This is a genomic window from Athalassotoga sp., assembly GCF_049965695.1.
GTDB lineage: Bacteria > Thermotogota > Thermotogae > Mesoaciditogales > Mesoaciditogaceae > Athalassotoga.
Window position 1 is genome coordinate 13769 of sequence record NZ_JBMFWB010000008.1, and the last position, 22542, is coordinate 36310.

Here is a 22542-nt window from a genome sequence, read left to right on the forward strand (position 1 = left end):
TTAAAACACCTCGAAATCTTTATACCCATGAACTGGAAATTCTTCAAATTCAACAGAGTCAACTGTTGAAAAAGCAGAACCTTCATACAGATACCCCTCAAATGCCGACAAATCGGAATCTTCTCCTTCGGCAACCACTTTGACCGATCCATCGTCAAGATTTTCAACATATCCCTTTATTTCCAGTGCTTTCGCACGGTTGTATATGAAAGATCTGAAGCCAACACCCTGAACGGTTCCCTTGATGATGTAAACTCTTGAAATCATCATATCTCTCCAATCGATTCAAGATATTTAAGAGATCTGAATGCACCCATTCCATCATCGTTATCGGTTATGTAAGTCGCAACTTTTCTAAGTTTTTCATTTCCCGGAACCATGGCAAAACTTATTCCAGATTTTTCAAGCAATTCCGAATCATTTTCCCCATCTCCGAAAGATATCGTATCTTTGAAAGAAAAATTCAATTTTTTGGAAACGAATTCTACGGCGGATCTTTTGTTGACGCCCTTTTTTACGAACTCAAGGTAAACCTTTGAAGATGTGAAAATATCGGCATTTTGTTGAATGGCTTTAACTGCCTTTGTTTTTGTGAGATCGATTTTGTCTGACGTATCGAAAGCAAGAATTTTAAATATACATCCCGATTTAGCGACTTCGTCAAGATTTTGAACAACTTTGTATTCGATCTCAGCCTGTTGAGAATAAGCACGGGAAAATTCATTTTCTTCTTCGACATAAAGCAGATCATCAACATAAATTTGCCTGTGAATTTTTTCTTTCCTCAGGAAATTCAAGATTGAAAGTGTATCGACTTTATCAAGGCAAAATTTGTAAAAGGTACCGTCGAAATAAATCAAAGACCCGTTGTAAGCGATCTCTATTCCCGAAAGATCATTTTTTTTGAGCAGTTGATCCATAGATGAAAACATTCTTCCGGACGCGAAGATCACCGTGTGTGATTGTGACAAATTTTTAATCAGATCTCTTAATTTTGGATCTATTCGAGAATTAACGACAATTGTCCCGTCAAGATCAAAAATGAGGATCTTTTTCATTTTATAAGCCCCGCTTTGCATTCAAATCAATCAAATTATACCAAATATCCTTTAAAATTAAACAGTGACGCGTGACGCGTAATCAGTGATCGGCAAAAAGCGATTCCTTGTTGAGCGATGATTCGGAATTTAAAACTGGTTCAGTATATTTCAACGAACAATTGTCTGTCCTCATCTTTCTGGCTTCAGATCGGGAGATTTTTCAAATATGGCGTAAGACAAACCTATGACAATGGAAAATATCCCAAAAAAGAGGTATCCATTTGCCACTCCAAAAGTGTTTGAAATCCATCCGCCGAATATATCTCCAAAAACCATTGATAAGCCACTCGTTGTCATCCAGAAGAGTGCGTGAGCATCAGACCTTTTGGATGAATTGATTTTTGAATTGACATAGTAAAAGACGGCATAATATATGGCCACCCAGTTGAAAAATTCAAAAGATTGAAGTGCCACGACTATGAAAGGATTCATGATCAAAAAGGTCAAAATCCATCTTATTCCGAAGGTGATGGCTCCTATCACGAGCATTCTCTTAACTCCTAATTTTTTTACTATTCTGTCGGCCAGAAAGAAAAAAGGAATTTCTGCCAGCGCTTGTATGGCTATGGATATACCTGCAAATGATACTGGATATCCCCTCGATTTCATAAAAATTGGCATGAAATAAAGTCCAAAGGCATTTGAAGAGACTATGAGAATTTCAAAGATCAACATTCTGTAAAATTGAACAGGCAAAGAAAATGAAAATTTTGTTCTCTGACCCGTGTTGTAACCTTGAGTTTTTGGAACCAAAAAAGAAATAATTCCTATAAAGGCAAAAGAAAGAGATCCCATCATAAAGAATGTGAAATTGTTTGTGACGTAACCGAAGGCAAACATCACGAGCGCATAACCCAAAGATCCCATCATACGGGCTTTTCCAAAAGAAAAGCCAAATTTATTTGCGTTGTAACTTGCCATGGATTCTGCAACGGGAATTATAGAAGTCCATAAAAATCCTATTGATGTGGCAAATATGAAAATCAACCAAAAATCTTTGAAGATGTAAATTAACCATAAAGATAAAGCCGTTGTGAAAGAAAGGAGGGCGAGAATTGAATTTTTAACCCTTCTATCGGATACATGCATCCAAAAAGGATTTGAAACTAAAATGATGATCGCTGCCGTACTTCCAAGTAAACCATTCTGAAGATCCGAAAAACCAAGTTGGTTAAAATAATTGCCTATAAATGTAAAAAAAGCCATGGGAATGTATATCGAAAACTCAAGAAGCCAAAAAGACCAGATCATAAAACCTCCAATTAAAATGAGGAAATGGAACTGTAAGCCGGATTCTGTTTTAGATGATCATCTATCTTGGAGATACGTTTCCGTATCCCTCGAGCGACCTACCAGAGGGATTGGCGGGCCACCTTATAGCCCCTCGACTTGGTCTTGCTTCGGGTGGAGGTTACCAGGCCGGTCCGTTACCAGACCGCCGGTGAGCTCTTACCTCGCCTTTCCATCCTTGCCCTTTCGGGCGGTTTTCGTTTCTATGGCCCTGTTCAAGGATCACTCCTTCCGGGCGTTACCCGGCACCCTGCCCTTAGAAGTCCGGACTTTCCTCGGCTTTCGCCGCGATCATCTGTTCCATTTCCTCTTCTCAATGTTCAAAAAAACTTTCTTTTTTCAAAATCTTCATGAATTCGGGATCGTTGTGAAACATCGTTATAGGTGTTACGGAAACATATCCCTGTTCAACCGCATGATAATCTGCCTGTGGATCTCTGTCATCCTCTACGATCTCACCCAACATCCAGTAGTATGTATTTCCAAAAGGATCTTGCCTTGCTTCAAAAAAGTCTCTGAACCTTCTCTTCGATTGATGAGTTAACTTGAATCCTTTGAGATCATCGTAATCGACTGCCGGGACGTTCAAATTTATGGCAGAAAATTTTGGAAAATTACTGAAATCTATGTGCTTTATCAATTCAACAAGCGCTTTGGTGGCCGACATAAAATTAGGATTGCTTGTCGAACAACTTGAAATCGCTATCGATGGCACTTCCATCATGGCACCTTCAAGTGCTCCAGAAACTGTTCCTGAATACATAACATCTGTTCCCAAATTTGCTCCTTTATTTACGCCACTCAAAACAAGATCAACTTTTTTGTCACCTAAAATAGCCTGAATTCCGAGTTTGACGCAATCTGCAGGCGTCCCGTTAACGGCATATCCAAAAAATTCATTGCCAAATTTAACCTCTTTGGCCCATAAAGGATTTCTTATGGTTATCGCATGCCCTGTTGCACTTCTTTCTATGTCCGGCGCGACAACGTGCACCTCTCCTACTTCTGATAACTTTCTGGCAAGAATTATAATTCCCTCTGACATTATACCATCATCATTCGTTATGAGTATTCTCATCAGATCACCTCCAAAATTTGTTCATTTATTTTACAACAAAAACCCACCTCTTAACAAGAGGTGGGTAACGTGGCGCGCCTGACAGGAGTTGAACCCGCAACATTCGGATCCGAAGTCCGACGCTCTATCCAATTGAGCTACAGGCGCAACTTTGGGGTGGCTGGTGGGGCTTGAACCCACAACATTCGGATCCACAGTCCGACACTCTACCAATTGAGCTACAACCACCACGCTCTGGCGCGCCCAGCAGGAATTGAACCTGCAACCTACGGATTAGAAGTCCGTTGCTCTATCCAATTGAGCTATGGGCGCTTACGTGAAAAATTATATCACATCGTTTTTTCGATTACAAGTTCAATCTGAATTTTTCCATTAAATCTTTTGATATAATCCCATCTATTTCAAACATGGTGAGTCTTGTGTTTATTTCTTCGATCGGCGTCGATAAAAGCATCGAAATTTCTTCTGAAGTTTTTGGCCCGTCCTTCAGAGTATCGAGAATCGGATCGGAAGGAGATCTTTTATTTTCAACTCTTTTTACGTAACCAAATTCTTCTAATATATCTTCCACCGAAGAGACGCATTTCGCTCCATGCTTTATAAGATTATTTGTACCCTCGCTTGTTGCGGAGAAAATAGAACCTGGGACCGCGAAAACCTCTCTTCCTTCTTCGAGAGCAAGGCGTGCCGTTATCAAAGAACCACTTTTGTAAGATGCCTCAACGACGACAACACCCATTGAAAGGCCTGCTATGATTCTGTTCCTTTTCGGGAAAGTCCATTTATTCGGTTGAGTTCCAAGCGGAAATTCACTTATCAAGCATCCTTTTTCCATGACTTTCTGAAAAAGCGTGGCCTTCGATCTGGGATAAATTATGTCTATTCCCGTTCCCAACACACCTATCGTAAGGCCATTTTTCACCGCTTCTTCGTGTGCCACCGAATCTATGCCGTGTGCAAGGCCGCTTACTATCACAACGCCTGCTTTGGAAAGTTCGGCGGATATTTTAGCCGCAACAGCCCTTCCGTAAGAAGTAGCCATCCTTGAACCAACTATGGCTATCGAAAAATTGTTCATCGCACTCTTTTCATTTCCAATAACGTAAAGTACCGACGGTGGATCGCTTATCTGTGAGAGCGTAACTGGATATCTTTCGTCTCCGATCGGAATAAGATCGATCTTAAGTGCCTCACATCTTCTTATTTCTTCACTTACCTCTTTTGAATAGGTGCTTTTGTTTAAAAGTTTTGAAATCGCCTCTTCTACTCTCATGATATCCCCCATGAATTTACTATCGATCAATCACAAAGGTGAAGTGCTTTTTCTGCTCACTGCTTACTCGTTACCCGTGACTGTTTTTTTTCACGTGCTACCCGCCACCTGCTATGCGTTGCTTTGCTGATCACGCGTTACGTGTCATAAATTTCTCTAATCTCTGATCCCTGATCTCTTTTTACTACGTGCTACCGGCTACGAACCAGGCGCCGTATTTCTTCGGCTCTTACCATATTGATGATATCACAACAGATGACATAATTTTCTCTTCAAATGGAATTATGATATAATTTTTTCAGATTTCGATGTGTGGTGATCTGAGTGGGAATGATCAAAAGTCCTGAATTTGTTAATCTTGTATGTGTTGTTTTTGGAAATGATGTAAATTACAGGATAAAGGATGTAGTTGATACTTTAGAGTATAGATTTGGAAAGATCGATTTTATATCCAGACCTTTAGATTTCTCTGAATTCACGTCTTACTACGAAGAAGAGATGGGTAAACCACTTCAAAGCAGAATATTGAGTTTTGAAATTCTTATTCATCCTTCCGAACTTGCTGACGTAAAGTTGATCACAAATCAAATAGAGATGGACTTTTCGATCAACGGAAAAAGAGTTTTTAACATAGATGCCGGTTACATCTATCACAGTCAATTTGTGCTTGCATCCACAAAGTCATGGGGAAGCAGGATATATCTTAAGAATGGCATATATGCGGAAATAACCTTACTTTTTCTCAACGGTCATTTTCGTGCCTGGGAAATGACCTATCCCAATTACAGAACGCCAGAGTACATCGAAGAACTTGAAAAAATAAGGACTTTGTACATGGAAAAGAAGAGAGATTTAAAAAGGTCATGAAAGTATGGATGGATGTACTTGGTTGCCCAAAAAACGAAGCAGATTCTGACGTCGTAAAAGCCATACTGATGGGAAGAGGTCATGAAATTGTAGATGATCTTGAGGATGCAAACGTGGCTGTAATAAACACGTGTGCTTTTGTGTCCGACGCAAAAAAAGAATCCATTGATGAGATATTCGATGTTATAAAATTCAGAAAAAATAAGTCATTTAAAATAATAGTGCATGGATGTTTGGCGCAACGTTATTTTAAAGCGCTCAAAGTGCAAATACCGGAAGTTGATGCATTTCTTGGCGTAGTGTCGCCCCAGCGTGTTGCCGATGCGGTAGAAAATTTTTCTGAATTTTATGGATCACCGGAACCCGTTTACGGTTTTTTGGGAAGGACTTCAACCGATACGCCTTACGCTTATGTCAAGATCGGAGATGGATGTGACAGAAAGTGTACGTTTTGTGCCATCCCGTCAATAAAAGGTCCTCTGAAAAACAGGGATTACGAAGACATTCTCAAAGAAGTTGAATTTTTGGTTAAGACCGGTAAAAAAGAGATCATACTCGTTTCACAGGATTCCACGGGATATGCTGACGGGGGGAAAACTTTAATCGACTTGCTTTTGGATATGGATAATATACCGGGAGATTTTTGGATTCGCCTGCTTTACCTTTATCCAGACGGTGTGAATGAAGCATTGGTCGAAACTATTGCAAAATCGCGAAAAATTCTTCACTACTTTGACATACCCGTTCAACATGCCTCAGAAAGAATTCTCAAAATGATGAAAAGAAATCCGGATGTCAAACTTTTAGAGGATAAAATTTCTTACATCAGAGAACGCATTCCAGATGCGATCTTTAGGACGTCGTTCATAACCGGATTTCCGTCCGAAAATGATGAGGATTTCGAAAAAATTCTCAATTTTCTCGGAGATGTGAAATTCGACAGAGTAGGTGTTTTCATTTATTCTGACGAAGAAGGAACGGTAGCGCATGGTTTGCTGCCAAAGGTCAAGAAGACCGTTGCACAGTCAAGATTTGAAGGCATTATGGATTTTCAAAGAGAGATAAATATTCAAAAAAACAAATCTTTCGTTGGTAAGCAGTTCAAAGTGATCGTTGAAGGAATTGAAGATGGGATGTATGTAGGAAGAACTTACATGGATGCACCCGAAATTGATGGTGCAATACATTTCTCTTCGGCAAACAAGGTTGAAATGGGAGAATTTGCGAATGTGGCCGTGAAATCATATGAATTCTACGATCTTGAAGGAGAGGTTGTATGAAAATCACCCTTGCCACAAGACTTACCCTTTTGAGAATTTTGTTTGTAATTCCTTTCATGTACACCGCATTGATTCATGATAAAAGTATGGCTCTTGCCGCTCTTATATTTTTTGTCGTAGCGTCTATAACGGATTTTCTTGACGGAAGAGTTGCAAGATCCATGAACGAAGTCACAACGCTTGGAAAGTTTTTCGATCAGATGGCCGATAAAATACTTGTAGATGCGGCTTTGCTTGTTTTTCTTCAGATGGGTTACGTTGCAAGTTGGTTTGTGATAACCATAATAGCAAGAGATTCCGCCGTTAGTGGTCTCAGGATGATGGGAGCAGCCAACGGAAAAGTGATCGCGGCAAGTTGGTGGGGCAAGTTCAAGACGACATTCCAGATGCTTTTCATAATTTTTGTGCTATTTTACAACGTGAATTCCGTCTTTGGATGGACTTTAAACATCATTTTGATGTGGATTGCCCTGATCATGACGGTCGTATCTGGAATCGAGTATTTCGTCAAAAATTGGGAGGTACTCAAAGATTGAGAACGTTCATGGCCATAAGAACAAATGTAGGAGTGGAAACACAGATAACGAAAATACAAGATTTTCTCAAAACCAACGGCTTTTTCGGCAGTTGGCCAAAAAAAGAAAATGCCCATCTCACGCTTTTCTTTTTTGGAGATATCGACAACCGAGAAATCTCAGTTGTCAAAGTCCTTATGGACAGGATAATTCCGCCCTTTAAACCATTTTTGATGAAGGTAAGCGGAATAGGTTTATTTCCTTCCAAGGGGCTTCCCCGTGTCGTTTGGTTGAAATGCGAAGGAAGTGAAGTTTTAAATCTTTACGAAGAATTGAATGTTGAACTGAAAAAGCATGGTTTTGCGTTTCAAGAAAAATTTACACCTCATCTTACAGTTGGAAGGTTGAAAGGAATACCGAAAAACTGGGGCGAGATTATCTCTAACATCACTTACGAGCCTGTGAGTTTTGAATGCAATGCTGTCGAACTTTTTTCATCGACTTTAACTCACAACGGCTCGGTGTACAGTTCCGTTCACAAAAGCATATTTGGAGGTTAAAAATGGCTGAAGATTCAACTGGAAAGGAAAAGGCTCTTGAAAGCGCTATAAAACAGATAGAAAGGGATTTTGGAAAAGGATCGATAATGATATTGGGTGAAGAAGAGATCGTCAAGAATATAGAAACGATTCCAACGGGTTCTATATCGCTCGACATAGCACTCGGAGTCGGAGGATATCCTCGTGGCAGGGTTGTGGAGATATACGGTCCTGAATCAAGCGGAAAAACAACCCTTACGCTTCATGCCCTTGCTCAGGCTCAAAAACTTGGGGGAACGGTTGCTTTCATAGATGTTGAACATGCCCTTGATCCATCTTACGCGCGAAATCTTGGCGTTGATGTGGGAAGACTCGTGATATCGCAGCCTGACAGTGGAGAACAGGCCTTGGAAATAGTCGACACTTTGGTGAGATCGAATGCCATAGATATGGTCGTCATAGACTCTGTCGCTGCCCTGACACCAAGAGCCGAAATTGAAGGAGCCATGGGAGATACTCAAATAGGCCTTCAAGCCCGTCTCATGTCACAGGCTTTAAGAAAACTCACCTCAAATGTCAGTAAGTCAAGGTCGATAGTACTCTTCACAAACCAGATCAGAATGAAGATCGGAGTTATGTTTGGAAATCCGGAAACCACCTCGGGTGGCAACGCCCTTAAATTTTACGCGACCGTGAGGCTTGATATAAGACGCGGAGAAGCAATAAAAGAAGGCGACAAGGTAATTGGAAATGAAACAAGGGTTAAAGTTGTTAAAAACAAGGTTGCTCCCCCGTTTAAAGAAGCGCATTTCGATATAATCTACGGAAGAGGCATAGTCAGGGAGAATGAACTCGTTGACTTAGGCGTTAACGAAGGATTCATATCGAAGAAAGGATCATGGTTCAGTTATACCGGCCTTGACGGAAAAGAAATAAGCATAGGGCAAGGTAAAAACAACGTAGTTCAATATCTTGTAGACAACAAAGATATTGCAGATGAAATTGAAAAAAGAATAAGAGAGGCTCACGGCCTTTTGAGAGTTTCCGATGGAGAAGGAAAAGAATCTTGAAAACGCAAGGAAAGATGCCTTTAGACTTTTGAAATCAAGGGCTCGATCCGAATTTGAAATTTCTAACAGATTGAAAGAAAAAGGATACGATCAAAATATCGTAAATGATTTGGTTTCAGAACTTAAGCGGAAAGGTTTTTTAGACGATCTTAAATTCGCGAAACTTTACGCTTCAGATCAGATCGAAATTAGATTTAAAGGGCCAAAATACGTTGAATATGAATTAAAAGAATTTGGAATAGAAAGGGAGATCATCGCAAAGGTAATTGATGAAGTTTTAAATGACATCGATCTCAAAGAAATTTTTAAGCGCTTTAAAAAAGCGCATCAAAAAGATCCGGAAGACAAACTTTTTCAAAAACTTGTAAACAGAGGATTCGATCCTTACATCGTAAAACGATTGTTGCGTGAGATCTCCAAAGAAATGGAGGCATGATGATGAATAATGTAATTTTGATGATAATTATTCTGGTTCCAAGTGTGATACTTGCAGCCTTAATAGGATATCAATTCGGAAAGTCAAAAATTCTCAAAGATCAAAGAATTGCAAAATCAGATGCAGATAGCATCGTTAAAAATGCACAAGAAGAAGCCCAAAAAACAAAGAAAGAGATGATCATAGAGGCAAAACAGGAAATAACCACTTTACGGGAATCTTTCTCAAAAGAGGTCAAAAAACAGCAGGATGATCTAAAACAGGTCGAAGACAGGCTTGTAAGACGTGAAGAAACCGTAGCCAAAAGAGAAGAATCGCTTTCTAAAAAGGAAGAAAAGATAGAAGATTTGAGGTTGAACCTTGAGAAAGAAAAAGATAGAGTAGGCCAACTTGTAAAAGAACAAGAAGACAAATTGCATGAAATAGCGTCTTTGAATCAAGAACAGGCAAGACAACTCGTCATAAACATGACAAAAGAAGAGATGGAAAGAACAATTGCAAAGATGTACGCCGAAATGAAAGAAAAATACGCTGAAGAGGCGGAAAATGAAGCAAAATGGGTGATAAGCACCGCAGTTCAAAGATACGCCAGTAATTACGTCGGAGACATAACCGTATCGTCCGTAGAACTTCCGAACGATGATATGAAAGGAAGGATAATAGGAAGAGAGGGTCGTAACATAAGAGCCTTCGAAAACCTTACCGGCGTCGATATAATAATAGATGATACTCCCGAAAGTGTCGTACTTTCTTGCTTCGATCCGCTCAGACGTGAAATAGCCAAAATGACGCTTGAGAAACTCATAGAAGACGGCAGAATACATCCGGCAATGATAGAAGAATTTTACGACAAATCGAAAAAAGAGATCGAAAAGATGATACACGAAGAAGGTCAAAAGGCCATACTGACGGTTGGAATATCCAACATGCATCCCGAACTCATAAAATTGCTTGGAAGATTAAGATTTAGAACGAGTTTCGGTCAAAATGTGCTTTACCATTCCATCGAAGTCGCACAAATAGCCGCGATGATGGCGGAAGAAATAGGTCTTGATATCGAAAAGGTCAAAAGAGGTGCACTCTTACACGATATAGGCAAAGCGGTAGATCACGAAGTACAGGGAACTCACGCCATGATCGGTGGTGAACTTGCCAGAAGGTACAGAGAAAAGGATGCCATCGTTAACATGATCCAAGCGCATCACGAAGAAGTTCCGTTTCAAACGCCGGAGTCAGTGTTAGTTGCCGCCGCCGATTCGATAAGTGCTTCAAGACCCGGTGCAAGAAGAGAAAGCATAGAGATATACATAAAAAGACTTCAGAAACTTGAAGAAATAGCGACAACACACAAGAATGTGACAAAGGCATATGCGATTCAAGCGGGCCGTGAAATCAGAATTATCGTTGAACCTGACAAGATCGATGATCAACTGGCGGACAAGATGGCTTACGATATCGCCAAAGAAATAGAATCTTCGATGGAATATCCTGGTCAGATCAAAGTTGTGGTCATAAGAGAAAAAAGAAGCGTTGAGTACGCGAAATAAACCATGACGGGATTAAAATGTAAGGAGGAAAATTCTTGAAAAATGGCGCTTTGATTCTCAAGATTGTCGTTGTTTTAGCCATGGTAGTTGTGGGTTTACTTTTAACCTTTTACGTAAATGGTTACTTTGCCGCATGGTCATCGAATTTAAGGGTTGATAAAGTCAATGTGACCGTTAACGTCGATTCAAACGGAGTTGCCCACATATCCGAAAATGATTATTACACATTTACCAAACCTTACCATGGCCTTGCTCCTTACACGCAATTTCCGAATGGCGTTTCAATGAGTAATTTCAAATTATCTGTTCAAGGGGCAACCATCCAAAAAACCGAAGGAAATTTAAATCAATCCGGCTTCGATCTGCTTGTCTATTTGAACAACGGATATACCATTCCGAAGCCGGGGGGCGATAACGTTGTGATGAACCTTTCTTACGATGTTACCGGTGGCTTTCAAAATGGAAGTGATTTTTCTCAATTCTTTTACAAATTCTGGGGTAAAGGCACACCTTCCTGGGTGCCGTTGTTGACGGTTCATTACATTTTCCCCTCGAATTTCAACATCGATAAGATCTTCCCTCACCCGCTTGATCTTCAGCACCAGATCGTGATGAACGGAAAGCATGATTTTACCATAACATATCACAACATCCCTCCCAACACCTATGCCGAAGCAAGGGTGGTATTTCCACTCACAAACGTTAAATATGCTTCCCCTCTTTCGATGACGCTGAATCAAGTTGAAGGGATCGAAAACGCATATTCACACGGCATTTTCTGGCAATGGTTTTGGATAGCGCTGCTGATAGTTCTGATACCTTTAATTCCTTTACTTTTTAGAAGACTTTTTGGGATCGAACCAAAAGTTGATGTTACGGAATACGAAAGAGAGATTCCATTTGACGATCCTCCCGAACTTGTGAATTCGGTTGTCAAAAGACTCATATCCGAACCGGATTCGGACGGATTCGCCGCCGCAATTCTTAACCTTGTCGATAAAGGTTATCTCGAGTTTTCGGGTGAAAATGCTTTTAAAGTGCTTGATGGCAAGAAGCCTTTGAGTGAAAGCGAAAAAATGCTTTTTTACAACGTAATCAAGCCATTTTCGATAGATGGAATTTTCGATCCGCGTGCTATCGGAGAATCGATGAAAGGAAATATTCAAAAAGCGCAAAAATTCAACAACGCTTTTGTTGATTGGAAAATGAAAGTCTTGACCGATGCAGAAACCAGAAATTACCTGCTTACCTTCGGCAACACGATAACGAAGGTCGTCACTGTTTTTGCCTTGATGATCCTTCCAATCGTACTGGTTCTCTTGAACATTTATGACGGTCGGGCATATCCCAATCTTTTGATGATTCTGAGTTGGGTAACTTTTGCGGATTGGGTCACCTCCTGGATAATACTCATGCTTCCACGGGACATTTTTGGAAGATGGACAAAAGATGGCAGAACTTACTATCTGCGATGGAAACATTTTGAAAAATATCTTATGGATTACTCTTTGATAAAGGAAAAACCTCCGGAATCGATACTTATCTGGAAACAATATCTTGTTTACGGAACGAGCCTCGGAATAGCGAAACATGTCATAAAAGCCATAAAAGAGGTTAATCCGCCAGAGATCGTGGAATCCGATCCGTTTTTCCCTGCCTTTACAACCATGATCTGGTACGATTCTTTGATAATGTTGCCACAGAGTGCGATGATAAATGCCAACGTTCAGCAGGTTGGAAACATGGGTAATTTCGGTGGAGGAGGTTTTGGCGGTAATGTTGGCGGTGGTTTTGGCGGCGGTGGAAGAGGAGGCTTTTGATGAAAAATTTTGTGCTCGTCGTAGGATCCGGTCTTGCCGGCGCAACCTCAGCAAGAATACTTGCAGAAGCGGGATTTCGTGTTTTGATCGTTGAAAAACTCAACCATGTTGCCGGACATGCTTATGATGAATTTAACGAAGATGGAATTTTGATTCATACCTACGGCCCTCACATTTTTCACACAAAAAACAGGCCTGTCTTTGAATTTATGAGCCGTTTTACGTCGTGGAATTATTACCAGCACAGGGTCTTAAGTTATGTGGACGGTATGTACGTGCCTTTTCCTATAAACAGAGATACGATTTCTCAAATATTCGGAATAGATCTGTCAATAGAAGAAGTTGATGAATTTCTTAGCACTGAGGTCAAACGTTCGGAGTTCAAAAATCCTCCCGCCAATTTTGAAGATGCGGTTATTTCTCAGGTGGGCAGAAGGCTTTACGAGAAATTTTTCATGAATTACACTAAAAAGCAATGGAACAGAATGCCATCTGAACTTTCTTCTGAAATTGCGAAAAGAATTCCGACGAGATCTAACCGTGATGGTAGATATTTTTCAGATCCCTATCAAGGACTTCCGATTCACGGATACACAAAGATGGTTGAAAAGATGCTTGATCATCCCGATATATCGATTTTAACGAATTGCGATTATTTTGAAATAAAATCTGAAATGAAGCCTGTTATGACGGTTTACACCGGCAAGTTGGATGAATTCTTCGGAAAAATTCACGGAGATCTCGAATACAGATCTCTGAAATTAGATTTCAGGACCTACCGTCAAGAGTACTATCAGCCTGTCTCGGTCGTTAATTATCCAAATGACTATGATTGGACACGTATAACGGAGTTTAAACACATGACAGGCCAGAAATCAGACCTTACAACTGTCTGTTACGAATATCCGCTTGACAGCGGAGAACCGTATTACGTCGTAATGACAGAAGAAAATGCTAACAAAAGCAAACTTTACACGAAAGAAGTCTCGAAAATCGAGAAGTCTGGAGAGTACCTTTTCATCGGCAGACTTGCAGAATATAGATATTACAACATGGATGAGGTTATCGCAAGAACTTTTAACAAAGTGGAAGAATGGCTAAGGAGGAAAAAATGAGAACTGTAAATTTGAAAAACAAAGGCAAAATATTCACGGTTATAAACAGTACGGGTAAAAATACCCCTGTCGTTGTCATGTTCCACGGCTTTACCGGAAGTCATGTGGAAGCGCATTTTATCTTCGCACGGCTTTCTAAGGCTCTTGAAAAGGCCGGCATATCGTCTGTAAGGTTTGACTTCAGAGGTTCCGGAAATAGCGATTGGCCTTTCGAAAAGATGACACTTTCTTCTGAGATTTCCGATGCGCTCAAAGTCATTGAGTACACGAGAATGAACTTTGACAACAAACTTGGCGTGCTGGGCCTTTCAATGGGTGGAACGATCGCGCTTTTGACTGCCGAACGAATTGATCCGGATGCGCTTTGCCTGTGGGCGCCGGCGGCGAAAAATAAAGAAGTGTTTTCAAAGGGTATTCCATCTGTTCCTAAAGATCTCCGCTTTTTTGACGTCGGTGGAATAAGGGTATCCAAAGAATTCACCAAAGAAGTTTTGACATTCGATGCCTTTGACGAGGCAAAGAAATACAAAAAACCCACCCTTATAATTCATGGCACATCGGATCAATCTGTACCTTTTGAACATAGCCAATCACTCGTTAAAGAATTCAAAAAAGGAACGCTTCTTCCAATTGAAGGATCGGATCATGTTTTCAGTTCTTACGATTGGTCAGAACGCGTTATAGCGGAAACTGTGAAATTTTTTGAAAGTAATCTGTAAAAAGGCGGAATACTTTCCGCCTTTTTCAGATACTTATGAAATGCATCAAAGCACTTTGGAAATCTCCATGCCTATATGGAATGGTTATTCCCTCAAAGGTAAGTTCATCTCCACCGTAAATTTCGTCTGTGCCTTCCAATTTGTAATTTTTATCAGTTGATATGCCTTTAAGCCTCAATCTTTTGTTTTTCGCGTTTGGCATGCCCAGTATTTTGAAGTGATAAAGTAAAAATTCATCCTTTTTTTCGTCGATAATCATCCATGCGGCTTCGTTTCCATCAAAAGGACTCAAAAGCCTGTAAAAATTACCGAATTGAATCAATTTTCTCATTTTCTTGTATTCGGAGATGTACGACTTGACCTTCACTTTTTCATCTTCAGAAATTTTTGTCAGATCAAGTTCAAAGCCCATGTTCGCACTCATCGCCACATGTGATCTGATCTCTACGGATGTAACCCTTCCAACCTGATGATTTGGGACATCGGATACATGACTTCCCATCATTACCTGTGGATAGACATAACTTGTTCCGTACTGAATTTTAAGCCTTTCTATCGCATCGGTATCATCGCTTGTCCATGTCTGAGGCATGTAATAAAGCATACCCGGATCAAATCTTCCCCCGCCTCCTGCGCAACTTTCAAAAAGCACATTTGGAAAGGACGAAGTTACGACATCCATAACCCTGTAAAGGCCAAGAATATACCTATGGGCTGTCTCTCTTTGTCTCTCGGGAGGCAAAGCATCAGATCCTATCTCTGTCATGTTTCTGTTCATGTCCCATTTGACGTAACTTACATTTGCACTTCTCAAAAGTTCTGATATCGTCTTTATCATGTAATCACATACGTCCTGCCTCGAGAAATCTAAAACGAGTTGATTTCTGCTCAAATTTCTTTCTCTGCCATTGACGTGAATGCACCATTCCGGGTGTGCCCTGTAAAGATCGCTATCAGGTGAAACCATCTCGGGCTCGATCCACAGACCGAATTTCATTCCGATCTCGTTTATCTTTTTAGCAAGGCCATCAAGACCTTCAGGCAATTTTCTCTTGTCAACGAACCAGTCTCCGAGAGAAGAATTATCCGCATCTCTTCTTCCAAACCAGCCGTCATCAAGGACAAAAAGTTCTATGCCAAGCGTTTTTGCCTCTTTTGCGATTGTAAGTAATTTTTCCTCGTTGAAATTGAAATACGTGGCCTCCCAGTTATTCACGAGTACCGGCCTTTCCGCGTCTCTGTATTTGCCGCGTGCAAGTCTTGTGCCGTAGAGTTTGTGATATGTTTGAGACATACCGTTGAAGCCTTCATATGAATAGGTTATAACTGCCTCCGGTGTCTGAAATGTTTCGGATGGTTCCAAAAGCCATGAAAAGTCAAAAGGATTTATGCCAATGGATGCCCTTGCACTTTCGTATTGACCGACTTCAACCTGAGCAAGGAAATTTCCGCTGTAGACAAGGCTAAATCCGTAAACTTCTCCTTCCCATTCATCTGTGTTTGGTCTTGCAAGCGCGATAAAAGGATTTTGTTGATGGCTGCTTGCACCTCTTCGACTTTCGATGGATTGAATGCCGGACACAAGATGCCTTTTTACGATGTTTCTTTCACGTGCCCACGCACCAGAAAGTTGAATCATCACAAAATCATCGTCTTCAAAATCCACATTCGCGCTGGATGCCCTTAATATCTTTATCTGTTTTGAACTTTCATTTTTGAATCTTACACTTCTTGCGATGGCCTGAAATTTTTCAAACACGGTGTAAGTTAAAGTTACGCCTAACCCTCCGATGCCGTCGTGCAAATAAATTTCGATGGTTTGGGCTTCGTCTTCGTCTTCAACGTAAGTTGCGGGTAGACCGTCTAATTTTGGTTTTCCATCGTAAATTTTATAGCCTGCGTATTTCAAATCCGAGACCGTAGATCCATCTTCAAATTGCACCTGATAGGCAGGACTTCTGAAATCCGTTCCTCCGTAAGCGGGATATTCCTGAGGAAGAAGTTCAAGGGAAAGATTTGATCCATAAGCCATTTTGTAAAAATTGGCGATATGATCGATATCAAGCGCCCTTATCTTTTTTCCCCAGTAAGCATGACATAACCTTTCATTTTGATCGACGTACATCGTGTACTGCATGTCTTTCGAAAAAAGGTTAAAGGTTTTTTTGGATTCATCAAAAAATATGGGCATGATCATTCCTCGTTCTTAACCTTAAAAACCTCAGGCGAAAAGACACTTCTTCTGTAATGGCAGTATGGAACTTTGTGGGTCTTTTCGTAATAATCCTGATGGTAATCTTCCGCAAGCCAAAAGTCTGAAGCACGTCTTATTTCCGTGGCAACAACTCTTCCCATCTTTTGAAGTTCTTTTTTCACGGATTCGGCGACTTGCCTTTGAGCATCGTCCGTGTAAAAGATCACGCTTTTGTACTGTTCACCTATATCGGGTCCCTGACCGTCAAACTGGGAAAAATCGTGAATTTCAAAGAAAAATCTTACAAGAGTTGCATAATCGACTTCTGAAGTATCGTATATTATCTCTGCCGTTTCGAAATGTCCTGTGGTACCTGTACATACCTGCTCGTAAGTGGGATTTTTCTTTTTTCCACCCATGTATCCCACCCTCGTGTCAAGGACACCCTTGAAAGTTTTGAACATGTACTCTGTTCCCCAAAAACATCCTGCGGCAAAAAACGCCCTATTCCTTTGGACTTTTTCTCCATCCGGCACAAATTCCATCGACACTGAATTAACACAATGTCTTACATTTTTTGAGGTGTACCCTTCTCCTTCAAAAACATGGCCAAGATGTGATCCGCAATAGGCACATGTTATTTCCGTTCTTTGACCATCCGCATCCATCTGTCTCTTTACGGCACCGGGTATTTCTTCGTCAAAACTTGGCCATCCGCATTCAGATTTGAATTTGCTGCTTGATTTATAAAGTGGCAACCCGCATCTTTTACAAACGTAGGTTCCCTTTTCGTAGAAATCGTTGTATTTACCGGTGAAAGGCTTTTCAGTTCCTTTCTTGATTATCACAAATTCTTCATATGGATCGAGTTTTTTAAGCATGTCTTTTTTCATCATAATACCTCCACGTTATATGAACTACATGACAATTATATTATACTATACTAAACATATACTGAGCCAACTTTAACCAAATCACCGCTGCGGCAGGTGCCCTTAATGGCAGGTAGCGTATGGCTCGTAGCACGTAGAAAAAACAGTGATGCGTGATCGGTAACGAGTAAGTAGTCAAAGGCAATCGGAATTTGAACTTTGTTTAGTATAATTAGGAAAGGAGGTTCAAATGAAGATAGGGATAATAGGTGTCGGAAACATAGGAACGATAATTGCAGAGGCACTGATCGACGATCACGATCTCGTGCTTGTGAACAGAAGAACGGAGAAATTGAAACGATTTCAAAATAAAGCGCAAATATTTTCAAAAATAGAAGAAATGCCGGATGTGGACATTTTGTTTTTTTGCGTAAAGCCTCAGGATGCGATAAGCGCACTCAAAAGGATAAAAGTAAAAAGCGGTATAATCGTAAGCACCGTAACAGGTTTGAAGATATCGACGATAAAATCCCATTTAGATGGGAACATCGTCAGGATCATGCCCAACATACCGATATCGATAGGAAAGGGTGTTGTAGGCATAACGTATTCCGAAGAATTCACCGACGATAAAAAGCAAATCGTCAAATCTTTGCTTTCAAACTTTGGAGTACTTGTGGAAATAGAGGAAAAACACTTCGCAGCCGTGACGGCCTTAAGCGGAAGCGGTCCTGCCTTTATCTTCGTCATAATAGAGGCGCTTGTCGATGCGGGCATGAAACTTGGCCTTTCTTACGATACATCGATGGAACTCGTCATAGAAACGATAAAGGGATCTGCGGAGTTACTTCAAAAAGAAGGAAAACATCCCGGAGAATTTCGCCATCTTGTCACCTCTCCGGGAGGAACGACGATAGAGGGCATATACTCTTTAGAGCGTGAAGGATTGAGGGGAATACTCATGAAGATGATCTTCGACACCTACAAAAAAGCGCTGGAGTTACAGGATGATTCACATGAAAGTTGAAGAACTCGCAAGAAAGGTCGCGCAGTCAAAAAAATCGATCGGCCTTATGAGCAGTCAAAGGAAAAATGAGGCTTTGAGATCGATCGCCGGTGCCATAGACAAAAACAGAAAAAATATCCTTGAAGGTAACAGAATAGACGTTGAAGCCTCAAGAAAGAACGGGATGGTTGAGTCCATCATCGATAGGTTACTTTTGAACGATAAAAGGATAGGTTCGATGATAGATTCGATAAAGAGAATCGTAGATCTCGATGATCCTGTTGGGAAAATAGAAAATGGATGGACCCTGCCGAATGGATTGAGAATAACGAAGGTTAAAGTTCCGATAGGTGCCATCGGCATGATCTACGAGGGCAGACCAAATGTCACGGTAGACTCTGCGATACTGTGTTTAAAAAGCGGCAACACCGTGCTGCTAAAGGGCAGTGCCTCGGCCCAGAACAGCAACGCGGCACTTGTTGATGCGATAAAATCAGGCCTTAAAGCGGCAGATTTCGATCAAAATGCGGTAGAACTCATCGAGGACACATCGCATAACGCCGTCGAAGAGATGATAAAGATGAGGGCATATCTCGATCTTGTAATTCCGCGAGGGGGCAAGTCCCTCATAGATTTCGTAGTTCAAAATGCGACCGTTCCAACCCTCGAGACTGGCGCCGGAAATTGTCATATCTTCGTCGATGAATCCGCGGACTTAAATATGGCGCTGAGAATAATAGAGAATGCCAAAGTTCAAAGGCCCGGTACATGTAATGCCGCAGAGAAGGCCTTAATCCATCAAAAGGTGGCCGGAATTTTTCTTCCCATGCTCTACGACAAACTCAAAGCGCTAAACGTCGAAATGAGAGGATGCGAGGAATCGCTGAAGATAATTCCATCCATGAAAAGGGCAACGGATGAAGACTGGCCGACCGAATATCTTGATCTCATACTCGGCATCAAAATCGTCAAAGACATAGACGAGGCGATAGATCACATAACGAAATACGGCACAAAGCATTCGGAGTCCATAATAACGAACAATTACCAAAATGCCATGAAATTCACATCTGAAATCGATGCGGCGGCAGTCTACGTCAATGCCTCGACGAGATTTACCGACGGTGGAGAGTTCGGATTTGGCGCCGAGATAGGCATAAGTACCCAAAAACTCCATGCCCGCGGTCCAGTCGGGTTGAACGAGTTAACATCTTACAAATACGTAATTCACGGTGAAGGACAGATAAGGTCATGAAATGCGTCGTTAAATTCGGAAGCAACCTGCTTGTCGCAAAAGACGGAAAGATAGACGAAACCTTTATCGAAAAAATTGCATCCGAAGTTTCAAAGGCCATGGATGCGGGCCACGAGATCTTCATAGTCTCATCCGGTGCGAAGGCCGGCGGGTATGGGATACTCAAATCGAAGGGCGCAAAACTTTCAGAAAAGCAGGCGCTTTGCGCCATAGGTCAGATAGAACTCATGAAGATTTATTCGGAGAAATTCCAAAAGTTTGGCAAAGTGGTATCGCAGTTGTTGCTTACGAGAGAAGATTTCTCAAACAGAAAAAGATTCATAAATATAATGAACACGATCGATTCGTTGAAGCATTTTGGAGTTGTTCCGATAATAAACGAAAATGACACTGTCGCAACTGAAGAGATCAAAGTCGGAGACAACGATACGCTTTCGGCCTATTTATCCATCGGGCTGAAGGCAGACATGCTTGTGCTTTTTTCGGTCGTGAATGGAGTCTTCGATCAAGGGGGAAATGTGATAGATGAATTCGATGAAAGAAAAATTATAGCAAACTTAGGAAGAACGAATTGGGGAAGCGGCGGGATCTCAACGAAGATAAAGGCTGCAAAGATGGCATCGGAGGCCGGCATAACTGCCATCATAACAAATGGAAAAAAGATGAATTTGACAAAGATGTTAAACGGAGAAGCGGAAGGAACGATCTTCAGGCCCTCAAAAAGGCCGAATGCGAAAAAAGCATGGATTGGTTTTGTTGCCCAGCCCAAAGGGAAAATTTACGTAGATGACGGTGCGAAAGCGGCAATCTTCAAAGGAAAAAGTCTTTTGCCGGTAGGAGTTATTTCGTGCGAAGGAAAGTTTTCAAAAGATGATACGGTCGAGATAATAAACAAAGATCAGACCATAGCAATGGCCACCGTCAATTGTTCCAGCAGTGTTGTGGAAAACACGGTTAAAGGAAAGTTAAAAGGTCATGATGAAATTTGCCATGCCGATAAAATCATGGTGTTGATAAAATGAAAAAGACATTTCTTTTCTTGATTTTTTTGATTTTTTCTTGTTTGTCCGCCTTTGCATGGGAAGTGTTTTTTAATCTTCCACCTGATGCGGGTCAACTCAAAAATTCGGTACTCGAACTCATCGGTTCGGCACACAGATCCATTCATATCTCCATTTACAGTCTTGACGATGAGGATGTGATCTCACTTTTGAGGGCAAAATCCTTTGAAGGTCTTGATGTTAGAATTGTCATGGAAGGAGAAAATTACGTTAAAAACATAAAGATGCTTTCCGATCTTGATATCGTTGCCGATCCTTTGAACAACGGCCTTATGCACTCGAAATACATGATAGTGGATGGTAAATATGTATGGTTTGGTTCCACAAATTTGACAAATTCCGGGTTTTACCAGGATTTCAACAATTCCATGATTTTTGAATCACCAGAAATCGCCGATGTTTTTGAAAAAGATTTCCGAAAGATGAGAGAAGGGTACTTTGAGAATTCAAAAGACGATGAATCTGGAATGCTCTTCGTCGATAACGTCAGAATGAAGGTATGCTTTTCACCTTCCGAAGAAACATTCGAATCTATTCTTGAAATGCTTAAGCATGCGAAGTCAGAAGTGGATGTTGCCATTTATTCCTTTTCAGATCCTCGAATTGCACTTACACTCGCTACCCTTGATGAGAAAGGAGTGAAGGTAAGAGTGCTGGCCGATGAAAGTTGGAATTCATCCTCTTACAGTTTTGTGCCAGAGATGAAAGAATTTTCATTTGTCAAAAAATATCATCTGTCCAAAGGCCTGTTTCACCACAAGTACATCATCATCGATCCACGTGGAATCGATCCGGTAGTCATAACAGGATCTTACAATTTAACTCTTTCTGCTGAAAGGAAAAATGATGAAACGGTAGTCATCCTTCATTCCAAAGAAATTTCATTGAGGTATCTTGACAATTTTGAGGCACTTTACATTTCAAACTGAAAAATGTTATAATCTCTCAAACTTCAAATAAGGGGGTATACACATGAAGAGTGCTGTTGTTGTCGTGGTAATGATTTTGGCGATAAGTGTTGCGAGTTTTGCTTTGATGATCGGATTTACAGACGGGGTAGTTTCTTATGCACTTTCGGTTGGAACAGAATTAACTCCTTCTACCTTTGCTTACGTTGGATTTTCCTTTCCTCTTGGTGCGATGATCGGTGGCGGGATGAAACTCGGAGATCTTTACAATTTCGATTTCGGAAAAGCCACAAATGGCCAGGAAATAGGCAATTTGAATATCGGATACGGCGCTGTTGCCGACGCCGAACTTGATGCTTTTTACGGTTTTTATCCCGCAGTTTTTGTTGGCCCGGCCGTTATCTTAAACGCTAATTTGCCCTTTATAAGCAGTAAAATACTTTCTTACACGGCAATTGGATTGGGCTGGCCTTTGCAATCTTCGCCGGGATTTAGTTGGACAACAGGATGGTTCTACGTTTTCTAAATTGATTTTGATACAAAGGTCCTCCGTAGAGGAGGACTTTTTGTTTGCTTTGCGGTATAATCGATCTTGGA

Annotated in this window: 22 protein-coding genes, 3 tRNA genes and 1 other RNA gene; 15 read left to right on the forward strand and 11 right to left on the reverse strand. The window is 40.9% G+C overall.

Annotation, left to right across the window (positions count from 1 at the left end):
• From ACP5NR_RS03655 to dprA, 9 genes are all read right to left on the reverse strand, one after another.
• On the reverse strand, positions 1 to 267 hold the full coding sequence (locus ACP5NR_RS03655; protein ID WP_428004887.1) for an acylphosphatase: 267 nt from the start codon (positions 265 to 267) through the stop codon (positions 1 to 3).
• Entirely contained in the window at positions 267 to 1058 is a 792-nt protein-coding gene (locus tag ACP5NR_RS03660) for an HAD family hydrolase (RefSeq protein ID WP_428004888.1), read from the reverse strand. Before ACP5NR_RS03660 ends, ACP5NR_RS03655 begins: the two co-directional genes overlap by 1 nt.
• 171 nt (positions 1059 to 1229) lie before the next feature.
• Positions 1230 to 2351 (reverse strand): MFS transporter, encoded by a 1122-nt coding sequence (locus ACP5NR_RS03665; protein WP_428004889.1) that lies wholly within the window; start codon positions 2349 to 2351, stop codon positions 1230 to 1232.
• A 17-nt stretch (positions 2352 to 2368) separates the two neighbouring features.
• An RNA gene (gene rnpB / locus ACP5NR_RS03670) (RNase P RNA component class A) lies at positions 2369 to 2697 on the reverse strand.
• A gap of 6 nt (positions 2698 to 2703) precedes the next feature.
• The gene (gene surE / locus ACP5NR_RS03675) at positions 2704 to 3468 is read right to left on the reverse strand and encodes a 5'/3'-nucleotidase SurE (protein ID WP_428004890.1); all 765 of its coding nucleotides are present in this window, start codon (positions 3466 to 3468) and stop codon (positions 2704 to 2706) included.
• A gap of 70 nt (positions 3469 to 3538) precedes the next feature.
• A tRNA-Arg gene (locus tag ACP5NR_RS03680) sits at positions 3539 to 3615 on the reverse strand.
• Positions 3616 to 3620: 5 nt separating this feature from the next.
• Positions 3621 to 3696: transfer RNA gene (locus ACP5NR_RS03685), tRNA-His, on the reverse strand.
• Positions 3697 to 3703: 7 nt separating this feature from the next.
• Positions 3704 to 3780, reverse strand: a tRNA-Arg gene (locus ACP5NR_RS03690).
• Between the two features lie 34 nt (positions 3781 to 3814).
• Positions 3815 to 4741, reverse strand: coding sequence for a DNA-processing protein DprA (gene dprA / locus ACP5NR_RS03695; RefSeq protein WP_428004891.1), 927 nt, complete (start codon positions 4739 to 4741; stop codon positions 3815 to 3817).
• Between the two features lie 330 nt (positions 4742 to 5071).
• On the opposite strand from dprA, the gene ACP5NR_RS03700 reads away from it, so the two are divergent.
• Genes ACP5NR_RS03700 through ACP5NR_RS03745 form a run of 10 tightly spaced genes read left to right on the forward strand, consistent with a single transcriptional unit; the run spans position 5072 to position 14649 of the window.
• On the forward strand, positions 5072 to 5608 hold the full coding sequence (locus tag ACP5NR_RS03700) for a DUF4416 family protein (RefSeq protein ID WP_428004916.1): 537 nt from the start codon (positions 5072 to 5074) through the stop codon (positions 5606 to 5608).
• Positions 5605 to 6888 (forward strand): 30S ribosomal protein S12 methylthiotransferase RimO, encoded by a 1284-nt coding sequence (rimO, locus tag ACP5NR_RS03705; RefSeq protein ID WP_428004892.1) that lies wholly within the window; start codon positions 5605 to 5607, stop codon positions 6886 to 6888. The genes ACP5NR_RS03700 and rimO overlap by 4 nt, the downstream gene beginning before the upstream one ends.
• A complete protein-coding gene (gene pgsA, locus ACP5NR_RS03710) occupies positions 6885 to 7424 on the forward strand; it encodes a CDP-diacylglycerol--glycerol-3-phosphate 3-phosphatidyltransferase (protein WP_428004893.1) in 540 nt (179 codons plus the stop codon). Before rimO ends, pgsA begins: the two co-directional genes overlap by 4 nt.
• Entirely contained in the window at positions 7421 to 7963 is a 543-nt protein-coding gene (thpR, locus tag ACP5NR_RS03715) for an RNA 2',3'-cyclic phosphodiesterase (protein ID WP_428004894.1), read from the forward strand. The genes pgsA and thpR overlap by 4 nt, the downstream gene beginning before the upstream one ends.
• 2 nt (positions 7964 to 7965) lie before the next feature.
• Positions 7966 to 9012, forward strand: coding sequence for a recombinase RecA (recA, locus tag ACP5NR_RS03720; RefSeq protein ID WP_428004895.1), 1047 nt, complete (start codon positions 7966 to 7968; stop codon positions 9010 to 9012).
• A complete protein-coding gene (locus tag ACP5NR_RS03725; RefSeq protein WP_428004896.1) occupies positions 8990 to 9448 on the forward strand; it encodes a regulatory protein RecX in 459 nt (152 codons plus the stop codon). Before recA ends, ACP5NR_RS03725 begins: the two co-directional genes overlap by 23 nt.
• Positions 9449 to 9468: 20 nt before the next feature.
• Complete coding sequence (gene rny, locus ACP5NR_RS03730) at positions 9469 to 10995, forward strand: ribonuclease Y (protein WP_428006002.1); 1527 nt, start codon at positions 9469 to 9471, stop codon at positions 10993 to 10995.
• Between the two features lie 35 nt (positions 10996 to 11030).
• The gene (locus tag ACP5NR_RS03735) at positions 11031 to 12815 is read left to right on the forward strand and encodes a DUF2207 family protein (protein WP_428004897.1); all 1785 of its coding nucleotides are present in this window, start codon (positions 11031 to 11033) and stop codon (positions 12813 to 12815) included.
• Positions 12815 to 13930, forward strand: a complete 1116-nt coding sequence (glf, locus tag ACP5NR_RS03740; protein ID WP_428004898.1) for a UDP-galactopyranose mutase — start codon at positions 12815 to 12817, stop codon at positions 13928 to 13930. Before ACP5NR_RS03735 ends, glf begins: the two co-directional genes overlap by 1 nt.
• Positions 13927 to 14649 carry an alpha/beta hydrolase gene (locus tag ACP5NR_RS03745; protein WP_428004899.1) on the forward strand — a complete coding sequence of 241 codons (723 nt, stop codon included), beginning with the start codon at positions 13927 to 13929 and terminating at the stop codon, positions 14647 to 14649. The genes glf and ACP5NR_RS03745 overlap by 4 nt, the downstream gene beginning before the upstream one ends.
• A gap of 25 nt (positions 14650 to 14674) precedes the next feature.
• On the opposite strand, the gene ACP5NR_RS03750 is transcribed toward ACP5NR_RS03745, so the two are convergent.
• Positions 14675 to 16840, reverse strand: coding sequence for an alpha-galactosidase (locus ACP5NR_RS03750; RefSeq protein WP_428004900.1), 2166 nt, complete (start codon positions 16838 to 16840; stop codon positions 14675 to 14677).
• Between the two features lie 2 nt (positions 16841 to 16842).
• On the reverse strand, positions 16843 to 17736 hold the full coding sequence (locus ACP5NR_RS03755) for a bifunctional methionine sulfoxide reductase B/A protein (protein ID WP_428004901.1): 894 nt from the start codon (positions 17734 to 17736) through the stop codon (positions 16843 to 16845).
• A gap of 229 nt (positions 17737 to 17965) precedes the next feature.
• Between ACP5NR_RS03755 and proC the strand changes: the two genes are divergently transcribed.
• Genes proC through ACP5NR_RS03780 form a run of 5 tightly spaced genes read left to right on the forward strand, consistent with a single transcriptional unit; the run spans position 17966 to position 22471 of the window.
• On the forward strand, positions 17966 to 18742 hold the full coding sequence (gene proC / locus ACP5NR_RS03760; protein WP_428004902.1) for a pyrroline-5-carboxylate reductase: 777 nt from the start codon (positions 17966 to 17968) through the stop codon (positions 18740 to 18742).
• Positions 18732 to 19976: a glutamate-5-semialdehyde dehydrogenase gene (locus tag ACP5NR_RS03765; RefSeq protein WP_428004903.1), complete on the forward strand. Its 1245-nt coding sequence runs from the start codon at positions 18732 to 18734 to the stop codon at positions 19974 to 19976. Before proC ends, ACP5NR_RS03765 begins: the two co-directional genes overlap by 11 nt.
• Positions 19973 to 20998 carry a glutamate 5-kinase gene (proB, locus tag ACP5NR_RS03770; protein WP_428004904.1) on the forward strand — a complete coding sequence of 342 codons (1026 nt, stop codon included), beginning with the start codon at positions 19973 to 19975 and terminating at the stop codon, positions 20996 to 20998. Before ACP5NR_RS03765 ends, proB begins: the two co-directional genes overlap by 4 nt.
• Complete coding sequence (locus ACP5NR_RS03775; RefSeq protein WP_428004905.1) at positions 20995 to 21966, forward strand: phospholipase D-like domain-containing protein; 972 nt, start codon at positions 20995 to 20997, stop codon at positions 21964 to 21966. Before proB ends, ACP5NR_RS03775 begins: the two co-directional genes overlap by 4 nt.
• Before the next feature lie 43 nt (positions 21967 to 22009).
• A complete protein-coding gene (locus tag ACP5NR_RS03780) occupies positions 22010 to 22471 on the forward strand; it encodes a hypothetical protein (RefSeq protein ID WP_428004906.1) in 462 nt (153 codons plus the stop codon).
• Positions 22472 to 22542: the final 71 nt, after the last annotated feature.